Origin of the sequence: Exiguobacterium artemiae, from assembly GCF_033342815.1 — a bacterium.
GTDB classification, from domain to species: Bacteria; Bacillota; Bacilli; order Exiguobacteriales; family Exiguobacteriaceae; genus Exiguobacterium_A; species Exiguobacterium_A artemiae_A.
Window position 1 is genome coordinate 436,167 of sequence record NZ_JAWPEN010000001.1, and the last position, 14,397, is coordinate 450,563.

The 14,397-nt window shown below is 47.4% G+C and carries 13 protein-coding genes and 1 other annotated feature; of the genes, 3 read left to right on the forward strand and 10 right to left on the reverse strand.

Annotated elements, in window-relative coordinates; translation table 11 throughout:
* Position 1: 1 nt before the first annotated feature.
* Both fliD and R7V76_RS02205 read right to left on the reverse strand, forming a co-directional pair.
* Positions 2–1,576, reverse strand: a complete 1,575-nt coding sequence (fliD, locus tag R7V76_RS02200; RefSeq protein ID WP_318091110.1) for a flagellar filament capping protein FliD — start codon at positions 1,574–1,576, stop codon at positions 2–4.
* A gap of 17 nt (positions 1,577–1,593) precedes the next feature.
* Complete coding sequence (locus tag R7V76_RS02205) at positions 1,594–1,950, reverse strand: flagellar protein FlaG (protein ID WP_114595090.1); 357 nt, start codon at positions 1,948–1,950, stop codon at positions 1,594–1,596.
* A 126-nt stretch (positions 1,951–2,076) separates the two neighbouring features.
* On the opposite strand from R7V76_RS02205, the gene R7V76_RS02210 reads away from it, so the two are divergent.
* A complete protein-coding gene (locus R7V76_RS02210; protein ID WP_318091111.1) occupies positions 2,077–2,913 on the forward strand; it encodes an endonuclease in 837 nt (278 codons plus the stop codon).
* A gap of 393 nt (positions 2,914–3,306) precedes the next feature.
* Here the strand turns inward: R7V76_RS02210 and R7V76_RS02215 are convergent, their stop codons facing one another.
* The 6 genes from R7V76_RS02215 to R7V76_RS02240 form a co-directional block, all read right to left on the reverse strand.
* Positions 3,307–4,581, reverse strand: coding sequence for a flagellin N-terminal helical domain-containing protein (locus R7V76_RS02215; protein ID WP_318091112.1), 1,275 nt, complete (start codon positions 4,579–4,581; stop codon positions 3,307–3,309).
* A gap of 223 nt (positions 4,582–4,804) precedes the next feature.
* The gene (locus R7V76_RS02220; protein ID WP_318091113.1) at positions 4,805–6,088 is read right to left on the reverse strand and encodes a methyl-accepting chemotaxis protein; all 1,284 of its coding nucleotides are present in this window, start codon (positions 6,086–6,088) and stop codon (positions 4,805–4,807) included.
* Positions 6,089–6,289: 201 nt separating this feature from the next.
* The gene (locus tag R7V76_RS02225; RefSeq protein ID WP_318091114.1) at positions 6,290–7,804 is read right to left on the reverse strand and encodes a peptide ABC transporter substrate-binding protein; all 1,515 of its coding nucleotides are present in this window, start codon (positions 7,802–7,804) and stop codon (positions 6,290–6,292) included.
* Positions 7,805–7,898: 94 nt separating this feature from the next.
* Positions 7,899–8,134, reverse strand: a binding site (T-box leader).
* A 62-nt stretch (positions 8,135–8,196) separates the two neighbouring features.
* Positions 8,197–8,589 (reverse strand): hypothetical protein, encoded by a 393-nt coding sequence (locus R7V76_RS02230; RefSeq protein WP_318091115.1) that lies wholly within the window; start codon positions 8,587–8,589, stop codon positions 8,197–8,199.
* 359 nt (positions 8,590–8,948) lie between these two features.
* Positions 8,949–9,779 carry a GNAT family N-acetyltransferase gene (locus tag R7V76_RS02235; protein ID WP_318091116.1) on the reverse strand — a complete coding sequence of 277 codons (831 nt, stop codon included), beginning with the start codon at positions 9,777–9,779 and terminating at the stop codon, positions 8,949–8,951.
* 77 nt (positions 9,780–9,856) lie between these two features.
* On the reverse strand, positions 9,857–10,339 hold the full coding sequence (locus R7V76_RS02240; RefSeq protein WP_012371314.1) for a hypothetical protein: 483 nt from the start codon (positions 10,337–10,339) through the stop codon (positions 9,857–9,859).
* A gap of 137 nt (positions 10,340–10,476) precedes the next feature.
* Here R7V76_RS02240 and R7V76_RS02245 point away from each other — a divergent pair, with 137 nt between their 5' ends.
* The gene (locus R7V76_RS02245; RefSeq protein ID WP_114595083.1) at positions 10,477–10,980 is read left to right on the forward strand and encodes a hypothetical protein; all 504 of its coding nucleotides are present in this window, start codon (positions 10,477–10,479) and stop codon (positions 10,978–10,980) included.
* A 53-nt stretch (positions 10,981–11,033) separates the two neighbouring features.
* Here the strand turns inward: R7V76_RS02245 and R7V76_RS02250 are convergent, their stop codons facing one another.
* Together R7V76_RS02250 and R7V76_RS02255 are read right to left on the reverse strand one after the other, a co-directional pair.
* Positions 11,034–12,299, reverse strand: coding sequence for a HAMP domain-containing sensor histidine kinase (locus R7V76_RS02250; RefSeq protein ID WP_318091117.1), 1,266 nt, complete (start codon positions 12,297–12,299; stop codon positions 11,034–11,036).
* Positions 12,296–12,955, reverse strand: a complete 660-nt coding sequence (locus R7V76_RS02255; RefSeq protein WP_318091118.1) for a response regulator transcription factor — start codon at positions 12,953–12,955, stop codon at positions 12,296–12,298. Before R7V76_RS02255 ends, R7V76_RS02250 begins: the two co-directional genes overlap by 4 nt.
* Before the next feature lie 129 nt (positions 12,956–13,084).
* Here R7V76_RS02255 and R7V76_RS02260 point away from each other — a divergent pair, with 129 nt between their 5' ends.
* Positions 13,085–14,224, forward strand: a complete 1,140-nt coding sequence (locus R7V76_RS02260) for a hypothetical protein (protein WP_318091119.1) — start codon at positions 13,085–13,087, stop codon at positions 14,222–14,224.
* Positions 14,225–14,397 lie beyond the last annotated feature (173 nt).

Consider the following 14,397-nt stretch of genomic DNA (forward strand, 5'->3'; position numbering starts at 1 on the left):
CTTATTGTCCTAAGTATGAAGCGAGGGTCGCCGACTGGCTGTTCGCCTGGTTCATCGCCTGTTCCATCGCGGCAAAGCGACGGTAGTAGGCATTCTCTTTTGTTTTTAGCTTATCTTCCCACGTCACCATACTCTTATCGAGATCGGCTAACGATTTACCGAGACGATAGGTCGTCGCAACGGCACCATCGAGCCCGGCCACCTTTGAGATTTTATCGCGCATCGTCGTCGCAAACCCTTGAATTTGACGGACAAATCCATCGAGTCCACCTGGATTTGGCGTAACGGAACCATCAGAATTTTTAACCGGTTCCGGCGCGTCCGCCGTGAACAGCTTATAGACACCATCCGGATGTTCTTCCAGCATCTTTTTCAGTTTCGTTTCGTCGATTTTGAGTTTCCCGCCGTCACGGAAGTCACTGGTCGATGTGATGCCGATTTGTGACATGTAGTTCAATTCTACTGATTTTGAGTCGACCGTATAGGAATAACCTGTATCAATTTTCGAAGAAATAGTACTACGAAACGCGTCCATTCCTTCACGCAGGAAACTATCATTTTTCAGGACACCACTCATCGCCTTTTCTTCCCACTTCTTGACTTCATCTTCACTCAGTTCTTTGCGTTGTGCATCCGTCAACGGCTGGTAGTCACGGTATTTTTCTTCCCGGACTTTTTTGTTCATTTTGTCGATTAGATCATTATACTTATCGACAAACTTCTTAATCGAATCAAAGTTTGCTTGTGTGTCGAGTTTCGTGTTGATTGTTGTAGCTGAATCTGTCGTCCCGTTTAACGTTATCGTCAGACCGTTTTGGGTGAAGGTGTTCGTTTTTTGTTCCAACTCTGTTCCACCAATGCTATAAACCGCATTTTCCCCTGCGACTGTTGTTTTACCAGGTGCTAGTGATGTATCCATGATTTGATTTTTATCCGTCCATACGATTTCATTGTCTGCTGCGAGTTTACCGGTACTTTGACGTGTTAAAACTAATTTCCCAGTGATATCGTTGAAAATCGCACTAAGACCCAGTGACTTATCATTGTTGATCTTTGAAACTAAATCACCCACTGTCGCTGTTCCATCAAACTTCATCGTCACTGGTGTTCCCGCCGTTCCATCAGCTTGATACGTTGTGAGTTCCAACTCCATATTACCGGCACCGTCTTTTCCAACGAGTCCACTAGTATCCAGTTTTGTTTGACTGGAAATGGTTCCCGGAAGTGATGCATTACGAGAAATGACAAGCGAAGAGGCTGATGCAAGCTTTGTCACGCTGTCGATCGTGACACTGCCTGCCGTTGCACCCGGACTTGCGGTGGCAACAACTTTTGATGGGTCCGAACTGGTTGCTGTCTTCGCCGTGTAGTTTTTAGATAACAGCATATCACTTGCTGCTGTTCGTAAATCCAGTAACCCCCGGTTCATTTCGCGGTAAGCATCACGTTGCCATGTCAACGTCTGTTTCTTTTGTGACAGACGATCGACCGGTGCCCGTTCCGCCTGCATTAATTGTTTAATCATCGTTTCTGTATCAATCCCACTTGCCAAACCACTGAGACGTATCCCCGCCATCCAATCAGTCCTTTCCGTTAAATCCGTTTATCGATTAATTGATTAAATTCCATGAAAGCCGCGAAAAAATCGAGTTCTTTTTTACTCGGAATTTCTTGAACAACGTTATTATTTGTATCGACGACTTGAATATAAAATTCATTGAGTTTTTCATGTTTGACGAACTTTAAGCCCGTTCGTTGCGCTTCAAGCTGGACGTTCGCTTTTTCGATTGCCGTTTCAAGTTTTGTGATATGCTGCGGCGTCGGCAAGATGACAATACCGTCCTGTGCTAAATCTTCTTGATTTGCTTCGACGAAGACATTTCGTGTCGCTTCGTATGGTAAGACATTTTCAGGCAGGTGAAGCCGGATTTCCGTATTGATGGAATTCATGGACAAACACTCCTTTTTCTTCTCTATGTAGTATATCGGTTTAGATCATTCTTTTTATTAGTTTTATTTTAAAGTTCTTAAAATCGGGAATAAAGAACATATGTTCTTTCGGAGAGGAGTTTTATTATGCTGATTGATACATTATCAAAGGCTCAACAAGCTGTTCTGTTAGCAAGTATTTTAGCAGATGGTGAAATCACAAAATGTTATCCGAAATCTCGGCGAAAAAATAATAGTTATCGAGAGCATTTTGGCGAGCCTCAACGATTTTATCGGGAATGGAAACAACGTCAACTGACCGAGATTTTATACATTAGGCAAAATAATCTCGTCTCTAAATCGCTCCCATTAATGACCGAGCTGTATCCCTACTTTTATCCAAATCATAAAAAGATGATTCCCTTTGAACTGCTCTCACGTTGTGCACATCCGTTATTTTTGCTGACACTCTATTTAGATGACGGCTCACTTATGATTTCTAAGCGAACAAACAAATCTAATCAATTATATGTCACACCTTCCATCGCCCTCTATTTACAGTCGTTCTCAAAAGAAGAATTGACTCCTTTCTGTAATTGGTTGAATCAGACATTCCATCTCAACTTTCGTTTGTCACGAACACCAAATGGTTGTGGTTATTTCTTAAAAACAACTCGTGTCGCAGATACACTCGCCTTTTTGAAGCAAGTTGCATCATATACAGTGGACTTACCGAAGTTTGCTTACAAGTTAGACTGGGAGCATCGTCTCAATCAACTTCAGCATGATCATCCACAGTATCGTGTACTATCATCATGCCCTTCTCGACCATATACACTAGAAGAGTGCACTACCATTTCGGAACTCAAGACAAGCGGATGGACGACGCAGGCAATCGCTGAAAAACTCAATCGGACATACTGGTCCGTCACCTATAAATTTGAACAACTAAAAAAGGCCATGGAACAAGTCCATGACCTTTAAGTAAGCTATACGACCAATTACGATTAACGGAGTAATTGGAGAACGCCTTGCGGCTGTTGGTTCGCTTGCTACGCGCATTAGCTTTCGCTAATGATAAGACTATATCTTCATCCTAGATACACTAGGAGCTGGGCACTTCCCCCGCCGCTTACGGAGTACGGATTTCATAACCATCGGACATGTCCATTAGGTCGTCTATCCTAGTCGTTGAACCTTCACCAAGGTTTCCCTACAGGTGCTTGGCTGCTGATTGTCCAATCCTTGATGTTTTTCAAAACGATCACGCTCGCCGTTTCCAGCCACGTTGTCGTACATCAAGGCTCTCAGGAGTTCCAGCAATTCACCCAGTCATGCTCTGATCAGTTACCCGATCAGACGCCCGGTGGAATCAAATTACCGAAGGAGTTGAAGCACGCCTTGGGGTGTTTGATTCGATTGAGCCAACATTGCTTGTGCAGCTTGTCCAAGAATCGAGTTCTTCGTTTGGTTCATCATCTCTTTCGCCATATCAACGTCACGGATACGTGATTCCGCAGCTGTGAGGTTTTCAGACGATGTTTTCAAGTTGTTTGTTGTATGCTCTAAGCGGTTTTGGTATGCACCTAAGCGCGAACGCTCAGAAGATACATTTTTGATTGCTTGGTCTAATACTTTGGTAGCAGCAGAAGCTTTAGTAGCATCTGAAATATCAAGCGCTGTTTCGCCTGCTGTCGATACATCACTTAAAGTGTTAGCTGCTGATGCACCTACGAAGCTTGCTCCACTGACACCACCGTCTTTACCAGAAGCAGCTCCAGCAGCAGTTCCAGCAATACCAAGTGCACTCGCACGCATATCGTTGATTGTTACTGTGAATTGTTGAGATTGATTCGCACCAATTTGTAATGAAGCAGCTCCTTCTTTAACAGAAGCGGCAGCACCAGTTGCTGTAGTTGCCGTGAGTCCTAAATAGCTTAAACTTGCAGCCGTTGAGGAAGCATCAATACTAATTGAAGAAGAAGTCCCCGTAGTTCCAGATGTCAACTTTAATTTTCCAGAATCTATTGATGCAATAGTAGAACCAGCAGCTGTATTAATTTTTCCGACTACCGCAGCCAAAGTATCTGAAGTAGCGATTGTAGCTGTTTTACTCGCTCCACCATCAACTTTAAATACTAAGTTTCCAGCATCTCCTGCGACTGCTGCTCCAGGTGAAACAGCCCCCGTAACAGTTCCCGCAGTAGCAGCAAGATTAGTAAGAGAACCTTCTTTGTTACCATTCAACAATTTTTGTGTGTTGAACTCAGTGTTATTACCGATACGGCTAACTTCAGAAGTCAATTGATTCATTTCTTTCTGAATTTCAGTGCGATCGTCCGCATTGTTTGTATCGTTGGACGCTTGAACCGAGAGTTCGCGCATACGTTGAAGGATATCGTGCGTTTCGTTCAATGCACCTTCAGCTGTTTGAATCATTGAGATACCATCTTGTGCGTTACGTGACGCTTGGTCAAGTCCACGAACCTGCGAACGCATTTTTTCAGAAATCGCAAGACCAGCTGCATCGTCGCCTGCTTTGTTGATACGAAGACCTGAAGCCAGTTTCTCCATTGATTTACCTTGAGCAGCAGTTGCGCTCGAAAGTTTGTTGTGTGTGTTCAATGCTGTAATGTTGTGATTGATAATCATTTTGAGTTTCCCTCCATAGGAATGAATTTTTTGTCTCTTTGAAGATCCGTCTTCTCCGAGATGTGCCCCCTGGCCGGCCCAAGAGTAGCACGGTGGTTGTAGTCGATGACTGCTTCCACTCTATATATCGTCGTCGCGCTGAAATGTTTAACAGTTTCTCTCAAAAAAAATAAAAAACTTCAAACAAAAATCGCAGACGCTGATGTCGTCTGCGATTTCTGATTTACAGACGCGTTGCGCCTGTCTCTTCCTGTAATTGTTCGGCGACGGCAACAAGTTCTTCCATCGCGCCGTTGACTTCACCGAGTGAAGCTGCCTGATGGCTAGATGCCTTTAAGACCTGCTCGGCATGTTTCGATGCTTCTTCCACCATCGCGAGGATATTCGCTGTCGTTAAACCAACCTGATCGATTTCCTTATCCGACTTAATGACGAGTTGGTCGACCGACTGAACACGCGAATAAACGCTTTCCGTCGACTGATGAATCTCTTCAAACGATGAACCCGCTTGTTCAACAAGTCCGACACCGGTCGCAACTTCTTTTTGAACATCCGTCATTGCATTAGCCGTATCGTTAACAAGACGTTTGACACCGGAAATTAAATCGGTGATTTCTTTTGCTGATGTCGCTGTTTGTTCCGCGAGTTTCTTGACTTCGGCCGCAACAACCGCGAAACCACGTCCGGCATCCCCGGCACGTGCTGCTTCAATCGACGCGTTCAGACTGAGTAAATTCGTCTGGGCTGAGATATCACTGATGACATCGGTAATCCGTGAGATTTCACCTGTCATATCGGTCAAGCGACCGTTGAGTGTCGCCGATTGTTCCATCTTGCTTGAAATCATATGCATTGCTTCGACCGAATCGGTTGCCAGTGTCTTCCCGTTCTCCGCTTCCGTCTGCATGACCGTCGCCGATTTTAAGGCTTCGTTCATCTCTTTTGCGACTTCATCCATCGTTCGTTTAACGGCACCGAGCGCGTCCATCGACAGGTAAGCTTGATCGACGTTTTCGTTCATCTTTGTCGACAGCTCAGCCATCGCCGACTGGATGCTTTCACCGGATGCATTGCCTTCCTGAACCGCAGCTGCGATTTCCTGCGCTGACGCCGTCAATTTATCACTCGAATTGCCCATCTGTGTTGCTTGTTTACGGATATGTAAGACCATGACTTCAAGTTCATGCATCAATTGATCGACTTCGTCGCCGCGTTTTGCTTCTTCAAAATCAACGTTGAAGTTGCCGTTTGCGACTTCCCGTGCTGTCTCCGTTGCCTTTTCAATCGCTTTGATTGGTTGACGGAGAATCAACTGGATCAAGGACGAACCGATAATCGATAAAATCAAGCCGATCCCGGCCCCAATCCAAATCGATGTTCCGTCGGCAACGTTTAATCCCCGGTGGAGGAACAACGTCAATTGAGCTGAAATTCCGCCGGTCACAATTGAAATTCCGAGTACCCAGACAAATAACCGCATTTTTAAATTTTTCCGTAACTTGTTCATCTTCGAAACTCCCTTTCCTGTTTCAAATCTCATCATCTTCTTTATCGGTCACTTCTGAGAACGCTTTAATAGAATTGACCTGATTTTGCAGTTGCTGCTTATCACGCTTTTGTCACATCTGAAATCGACAGCATAAAAAAACATCCAGTCAACGCTTTCTCATTAGAAAGCAGTCAACTGGATGTCAGTTCGTTTCATCTATTATTTACGGTCAATCTCGACATACTTATACGAAATATCTGTTCCGACATTGTGACGGGCCAGGTTTTTGACTTCCGTATTTTGGAGGAAGGCATTTTTTCGTTGGTAAACCGGTGAAATCGCTTGATCGTCGAGCAACATCGTTTCCGCTTTGCTTAAGAGCGCCAGGCGTTTGTCTTGATCAAGTTCGTTTTCCGCCTGTTTCAAGAGACTGTCATATTTCTTGTTCGAGTAGTCCATCATGTTGAACGGGTTGCCGGTCATGAAGAGGTTCAAGTACGTTGTCGCATCTTGATAATCGGGAGCCCAGCTCGCGAGTGACAGGTCATAATCCCCTCGTCCTTCTCGCGCCAACCGTTCTTTTTTCGGGAGGGACAACAGTTTGACGTCGACGTTTTGTTGTTTCAGCGAGCCTTGAATGTACTCACCGATTTTCTTTGAGACATCGTCATCTTCAATAATCATCGTCAGTTCGAGATTTTGATCGGCGAGGACTTGTTTCGCTTGTGCCGCATCAAACGACGGTTCAATCTGACGGGTCTTGTCGTAGTTCGGGTCGAGTTCTTGCGGGACGATGTAATCCGCCGGCAATGAACCGTTTCCGAGTAACGTTTCCGTCAGTGCTTTTTTATCGTACGCTGCGTCAATCGCTTGACGGGTCTTCTGATCTTTCAAGGCATCCGTTTTTTGATTCATCCGGATAAAGAACATCCGTGAGTCACTGAACGTGTTGTACTCTTTTTTGTTTTTGTACGTGACGACGTTTTCCGAGTTCAGTGGTGCGACATCGAGTTCGCCTGTCTCAAACAGGTTGATCGCAAGCATCGGGTCCTTGATGATTTTGACGTCGACTTCGTCAATCTTAACGTTTTTCCGGTCCGCGTAGTCAGCGTTTTTCGCGAGCGTGTAACCTTGCTCGGCCTGATATTTCTTGAACGTAAACGGTCCGTTGTAGACGTTTGTTTTCGGATCGGTTCCGAACTTGTCGCCTTGCGCTTTGACGATATCTTCCCGGACCGGCATATATGTGCCGAACGTCGTCATACTGAGGAAGTACGGTGTCGGGCGTTTCAGTTCGATCTGTAACGTCTGATCGTCAATGACTTTTGTTTCCTTGACCGGCTCAAGCAGATACGCGAACGGTGAGTTCGTCTCGATGACACGCTCATACGCATACCGGAAGTTTTCCGCTGTGACCGGTTTACCATCCGACCATTTCGCGTTCGGGTCGAGTTTAAACGTATAGACTTTGCCGTCTTCCGACACGCTGTGTGACTTCGCTGCTGCCGGTACGAGTTCGTTCTTGGCATCAAAGCGGTAGAGCCCTTCGTAAATCTGGTTGAAGATGTTTGACGTGATGGCATCGGCCGGGTCGACCGACAAAAGGTCATAACTTTCCATCGTGTGCAAAACTTTCTTTTCGTTTTTATTAGGTGTTTCTGTTTCCGTATCCGTTGTGGAGCATCCTGCCAGCAGGAACGCCGTACTTGCCGCCGCGATCAATGTCTTTTTCATCAAAAATTCCTCCTAAAGATAATGTGCGTTGGATGATTCGGCGTTCCTTGACGTAAAACAAAAGACGCCCTCTATGCACAGCAAAAGCTGATGCATAGAGGACGCCTGTATCCGCGCGGTGCCACCTCTAGTTGAGATTAAAAATCTCCTCTTGTCGCTGGTCCAACAACCAGCTAGCCCGGTAACGGGGGCAACCGTCCTGTCTACTGAATCGTTCAACAGGCTCTCAGCGGTCCATTCCCTGATCAGCTTACCGCGTCAGGCTCTCACCTTTCCTGACTCGCTTTGTCGGCAGTGTTGACGGTACTTACTCCGCGTCGTTGATTTGTTTGATATGGCTTAACTTGTTGTTTACTTTACACGGCTTGTTTTATCCTGTCAACGAAAAAAGCTTAGAACGGATGATCCTCTTTGCGTTCCTGTTCTTTCCGGACCGGACGCGGACGAATCGGTTCGACGCGTTGTACATGTGTCCGTGTGAGAATCCGGCTTCCGAATGCCGCATCCAGTAAAATCGTGATCGCTGCCGCCATGTGCAACAGCATCCCGACGACCGGAATGACACCGACCGTTGACGCGACAATCCCGACGATGTTCCCTTTTGACACGCGACCCGCTCGTGCCGTCAATACGACAACGACGATGTGAAACGCGAGCATTAACCAAAGGGCATTGTAACCTGAGAAAATAACAATCGAACCACCTAAAAACGGAATCCCGAGCATTGCCTCTAAACCACCTGATACCCACTTCAACGTCCGTAATGAATCTTGTCGACCGTCCATGACGTCGCCTCCTCTTTTTTTCCATATGTGTAGTATACGACAAATCCTGGAGAAGGTTTCAGATTTCTTTTAGAATGTGAACTTGTTTTTTCCTGTTGTTCACTTCACCACTTGTCATCAGTTTCCTAAAAAAAAGTTTCCGTTGTCCGGGCTCGACTCCTACGGGAAAAGGAAGGGCCTGTCCCTTCCGTCAGGAAAAGGCAAGACCCAATCGTCCGAAAAGGACGATCGCGGCTTGCGTTCCGCCCGAGGAAAGCGCGCCAACGGACGAGCGGAAACGATATCGTATTTCTGTAATAAATAGAAAGACCTATGGTCTATTAAAAAAAGCCCACTCGCGTGGACTTTCTGCAAAACGATTATAAGCCGAGCACGTGGAACTGATAACCACGTCCGACAACGAATCCGGCATCTTTATACAAATCAAGCGCCCGTGCGTTGTCTGTCTCAACATCAAGTTCAAGCTGTGTCCGACCAGTCCGGAACATCGCCTGGACCATCAGCTTCAGCATCTTCTTGCCGTATCCGTTGCCTTGTGCTTCCGGACGGACGGCAAACGCGTGAATGCTCGCTTGCGTCTCGGACGCCAAGTAGGCCCGAATGACACCAACCGGTTGACCGTTTGCGACACCGATATACGTCACACGATCGTCTGACTCAATCGCCTGATAGATCGATTCTGCTTCATCCGCTGTATTGCCGAATGACGAACCGAGTGTCTCGACGATGAACGGGCGATCGTCCGCTGTCGCTTCCCGCAGTTCAAAATCCGGATCCGCTTTTAAGAACAACTGAGCTTTTTTCAGGACCATGTTGTATTCCGTCATCCGGTACTCGGCACCGAGCTGACCAAGAACGGCTTGGCCGGACTTGCTGGCGTCATCGATGACGAACGTAAATGCTTCGACGCCTTGCGGACGGGCTGCTTCTTTTGCCGCTTCGACGAGTTGTGTAAAGATACCTTGTTTCCGGTAATCCGGATCAACAAAGACATTGATTTCCCATTCGGTTGGCAAGTAGGCAAAGGCCTGCAGGTATCCGACCAGTTTCGTGTCGTCGTAGACTGCAAAATCATTTTGTCCAACCCAGTCCGCCGCGACTTTCAGTTCAATCCCGTCGTGATCGTTGACACATTTCTCAAGTTGTAAAACTTCTGTTGTTTGTTTGACTTCTGTTGCTGTCCATTCCATTTCACTTCACCTCAACCTTTACTATATCGGACCATCAAAAGAAGCACTAGCAAAAGCTGGTGCTCCTTGCAGTTTCCTTATTTTAATTTAAATGTTTTCATCATCGTCGGAACATCACTTGTGATGAGCTTAGCAATTTTCTCTTTGCCGGCTGCCCCTTTAACCGCTTCCGTCGGTTGGACATAATAGTACGTTTTATTGCCTTTTGTCCCGAGATAGGTGCCGAATCCGACTTGTTTCTCAAATTGTTTTTTCGTTAATTTTTTCGGTTCAAAGTTCAAGTTCACGAGCATTTGATCTTTGCCCTTTACTTTATAGTAGAGCGAAAACGTTCCGCTGCGTGTCACGGTACCGTATTTCGTCTTGACCGTTTTGTTTTTGACGACATCGACTTTGTCCTGCTTGATCGCTGTCTGTAAGGCGGTCGTCGCCTTGACGGAGTAGCCGAAGTCCTTATTTTGGATCGTGCCTGTTTTATACGTCACGTTACTTGCGCCGAAAGCTGTCACTGGAATTAGACATGCTCCGATTAATACCCCTGTCATTGCTACTCGTTTCATGCTAACTCCCCCTTAACTCTTCGATAGTAAATCAATTCCCTTTTGTGAAATAGGTAAACTCTATTCTTGAAAAAGATTTGACGGAATTGTCTAAATTTCTTACGATAGAACTAACGAAACGAAATGGGGTTAAACTGATGGCTGAACAAGAACTATTAACGCAAGAACAGCTCGATAATCTGCTGAAGAATTCGTTTGCGATGCAGGTACCAATCCTCGAGAAGTTCATGAAAGATACACATGACCGCTACGCACTCGCAACGACATCGTTCAAACGTGATATGGATACGATGAAAGAATCAGAGTGGCACCAGTTCTTCGCCGGTAAGTTGTTACCGCACTTCTTCCTCGAGCACCTCGGATTCGGGGCGTCGTTCCGCTTTAACGGACACGACAAGGAAGTGGATCTTCCGGAAAACGTCGTCCCGGTCCGCAATGATGCCGATGACCAAATCGCGAAAGTCGTCCTTGGTGTCGAAAAAGCGATGAAAGACATGCACATCAAAAACCATAGTCTGGTCGCAAAATTCTACCAGGAGACACTCGAACTAGCTTGCCAGATGGGCAGCCGTGTCGGGATGAGCGATGAGTTCTATACGCTCGTCAAACCAAGTCTCGTTCAAGCAAACGACTCCGAATAACCAGCAGGTCCCGCTCTTCACTCCGGTGAAAGACGGGACTTTTTTTGCACAGATTATTTGAATTGAATATAAAAACAGGCACCGCCAAGTGAACTGTCCCGGACACCGTACGCTAAACCGTGACTGTCGAGAATCAACCGGCTGATGGCGAGACCGAGACCATGACCGGAGCCGCCGGTCTGTTTGACATACAAATCCCAGATCGTTGACCGGTCGTTTTCTGCGACACCGGTTCCAGCATCCTCTACCGTCAACTCGGTTGCTGTCAGCCGGACTAACACCTCGCTTCCGACCGGCGCCGCGACCCGGGCGTTCATCAGAAAATTGACGAGAACCCGTTCGAACATCCGGCGATCAAGCGAATACAAAACCGGTTCTGTCTCGATCGTCAAACGAAGACCGTCTTTTTGGAACGTCGATTGTAACCGTTCCGCTGTTTCTTCGAGTAATCGCTCGAGTGCCACTTCGGTCCGTTGTAGCGGCATCATTCCGCCGGCCAATTTCGAGTAAACCAACGTCTCGTCAATCAGCAGACCGAGCCGATCCGTTTCTTCGATGATGCTGGTTGTGACGTCCGGCAGTTCGTCGATTGGAATCACGCCCGCTGCCAAAGCTTCCGTCTCATTACGGATGATGGCGAGTGGTGTCCGCAAGTCGTGGGTGATCCCGGCAATAAACGATTTCTGCAATACTTCTTTTTGGACAAGCTGTTCCTGCATCTCATCGACGGCATGAATCAGATCCCCGACTTCATCATTCGGGCGGTCCGGTAACAGAACGTCTTTTCGTCCGTCGCCAATCTGTTTGGCGACCATCCGAAGCTCCATGATCGGCCGGATGAATTGCCGTCCCATGTAATAAGCCAGTCCGGTTGCCAGCAGTAAGGCGGCAAGTAACGCTACACCAATCGCCAGATAGACACCGTCCAACGCACTGCTTGCGAGCGGGGCTTCACGGATTGTCGTGATGACGGTATCACCGCTCGTCAACTGATACGTCAACAGCCGGTTTCCTTGGACTTCGATACTGTCCTGTTGTTGCAGGTCATTCAAAATCGGCAGTTCGACGACTTGCCGGCCCCGTCCTCCGATTCGTTCCGTCACCCCGTCACGGGTGATAAATCCTTGAATTTCCCGGGGCACCGGACGGTCTTCTGCCAGTGCCTCCTTGATGATGTTCGCTTCCCGTGTCAGTTGACTGTAACGTTCATCTTCCGCAAAGCGGTTGACGAGAAACGCCGTCAGACTAAAGCTGAGTACACCCATAATTAATAACGGCGCAAGGACCGCCAGTAAAAACTTACGCATCAATTTGCTCATTCGATCGCCTCCAACCGATAGCCGACCCGGTGAACCGTCTTCAACTGCTGTTTAATCGTCGGCAGTTTATCGCGCAACTGTTTAACGTGTGTATCGACTGTCCGGGTATCACCGCCGAACGTATAGCCCCAAACTTCATCGAGAATCTGATCCCGCGTCAATGCTTCCCCAAGATGCTCAAAGAAGTAGACCAGCAGTTCGAACTCCATCTTCGCGAGACTAATGGTCTCCGGTCCATTTTGGACACGACGCGCTTTCTCATCAATCGTCACGTCACCTAACCGGCGACCGACCGGTAACCGTTGTTTCAACGCCCGCTCGAGCCGGATGATCAGTTCCTTGAGGACAACCGGTTTGACGAGATAATCATCTGCTCCAAGTTCCAGTCCAAATACACGATCGTCGGCTTCCCCGCGTGACGTCAACATGAAGACGACCGGTGACGACGCCAGCGCTTTAATTCCCGGAACGAGCGACCAGCCGTCGCCGTCCGGTAAGCGGACATCGACAAGAGCCGCATCAAACGTTTCCTTCTGAAGTATTCCTTTCGCTTCCGCCAGTGACGCGGCAAGCGTGACCGTATATCCATGATGGCGCAGGAAACGTTCCGTGACCTGGGCCAGTTTCAGTTCATCCTCAATCACTAAAATATTCATCTTCATCCCTCCACCTGTAGTGTACCGCCTTTTTTGACCGGTTGACGTTTCTTTGCGATTTCCTTGCAACTTCCTCACAACTTCTGTTCGGATGCCCGCTAACATAAAGGGTGAAAGGAGTGATCACCCATGCAATTCAAAAAACAATGGATCACCGCATTGACAATCAGCGCACTAACAGTTGGAGGAGCTTCCGCATACGCTGCCACAAACGACAGTTCGACAGAAACGAAATCAGAGCGGCATCACTTCGAAGGAATGAAACGACTCGACTTTACCTTACTGCTGAAAAAACTCAATCTGACGGAAAAACAGGCGGATGCCGCCCGTGAAAAGGGATTATCGATCGCCGATCTCGCGAAACAAAAAGGAATTTCCTTTGCTGACTATAAAAAGGCGGAACTGGCTGCCGCAAAAGAACAGCTCGCTTCCCTCGTCAAATCCGGTGACTTAACGAAATCACAGGCAGCGGATATGTTAAAACACCATACGGAACGCTTCAGCGGCGTGACAAGCTATGCAGCCTTAAAAGAACAGATGCCAAAAGGACCGCATGGTGACAAAGGCGGCTTCTTCAATGAATCGCTGATCGCCGACGTCTTAAAGGCACTCGGACTCAGCCAGAATAAGTTCGATGCTGCGAATCAATCCCTCGCTGCCTATGCGAAAGCCCAGTCCATCAAGTTCTCTGACTATAAAAAAGCCTTGCTTGCGGCTCAAACGACACAACTTGATCAACTCGTCAAAGACGGTAAAATGACGAAAAAACAAGCGACGGACATCAAAGCCCGGATGACGGAAGAATTTTCCGATGCCAACAGTTACGATGACTTACCGGACCGCGGTCAACACGGACCAGGTGAACACGACGGACCAGGTCATGATGTCTTCGGTGATACGACATCTGCCATCCTGAAGCGGTTGAATCTCGACGCGGCGAAGTTCAAGGCAGCGAACCAACCGTTACCGGAATTTGCGAAAGCGAATAAGATTTCGTTTGCTGATTTTGAAAAAGCTGTCCTTGCCGAACAAACGAAAGCAATCGATGCCAAAGTCAAAAGCGGTGCCATCACGAAAAAACAAGCGACGGCAATCAAAGAACGGATGCAGGAACGGGCGGATGAAGTATCAAGTTACGATGACTTACAACAAGGACCACGCGGCGGGCACGGACCGGGACGTCATCACGGTCCCGGCATGAACGATTCCGACCGTCCGGACCAAATGGATCCTAATGCCAGTGATACTTCGGTTGACCTTGCCATCTAATTAAGTTGAACCCCAGACAAACTTCGACATGTACCGCTCAGCGGGAACCGGCGGGGTTTGTCTTTTTGTCTTTTTGTCTTTTACATTTTTACGTTCTTGTTCTGAACGAATGATTTGTCGAAGTCTGCTTTCGAAGCTTGACTTCTACTGGAAAAGGAAGCTCTGCTTCCGAC

Excerpts from the sequence above, each read along its gene's own strand:
- fliD (WP_318091110.1), bottom strand. The coding sequence starts at position 1,576 with ATGGCGGGGATACGTCTCAGTGGTTTGGCAAGTGGGATTGATACAGAA.
- R7V76_RS02205 (WP_114595090.1), bottom strand. The coding sequence starts at position 1,950 with ATGAATTCCATCAATACGGAAATCCGGCTTCACCTGCCTGAAAATGTC.
- R7V76_RS02210 (WP_318091111.1), top strand. The coding sequence starts at position 2,077 with ATGCTGATTGATACATTATCAAAGGCTCAACAAGCTGTTCTGTTAGCA.
- R7V76_RS02215 (WP_318091112.1), bottom strand. The coding sequence starts at position 4,581 with ATGATTATCAATCACAACATTACAGCATTGAACACACACAACAAACTT.
- R7V76_RS02220 (WP_318091113.1), bottom strand. The coding sequence starts at position 6,088 with ATGAACAAGTTACGGAAAAATTTAAAAATGCGGTTATTTGTCTGGGTA.
- R7V76_RS02225 (WP_318091114.1), bottom strand. The coding sequence starts at position 7,804 with ATGAAAAAGACATTGATCGCGGCGGCAAGTACGGCGTTCCTGCTGGCA.
- R7V76_RS02230 (WP_318091115.1), bottom strand. The coding sequence starts at position 8,589 with ATGGACGGTCGACAAGATTCATTACGGACGTTGAAGTGGGTATCAGGT.
- R7V76_RS02235 (WP_318091116.1), bottom strand. The coding sequence starts at position 9,779 with ATGGAATGGACAGCAACAGAAGTCAAACAAACAACAGAAGTTTTACAA.
- R7V76_RS02240 (WP_012371314.1), bottom strand. The coding sequence starts at position 10,339 with ATGAAACGAGTAGCAATGACAGGGGTATTAATCGGAGCATGTCTAATT.
- R7V76_RS02245 (WP_114595083.1), top strand. The coding sequence starts at position 10,477 with ATGGCTGAACAAGAACTATTAACGCAAGAACAGCTCGATAATCTGCTG.
- R7V76_RS02250 (WP_318091117.1), bottom strand. The coding sequence starts at position 12,299 with ATGAGCAAATTGATGCGTAAGTTTTTACTGGCGGTCCTTGCGCCGTTA.
- R7V76_RS02255 (WP_318091118.1), bottom strand. The coding sequence starts at position 12,955 with ATGAATATTTTAGTGATTGAGGATGAACTGAAACTGGCCCAGGTCACG.
- R7V76_RS02260 (WP_318091119.1), top strand. The coding sequence starts at position 13,085 with ATGCAATTCAAAAAACAATGGATCACCGCATTGACAATCAGCGCACTA.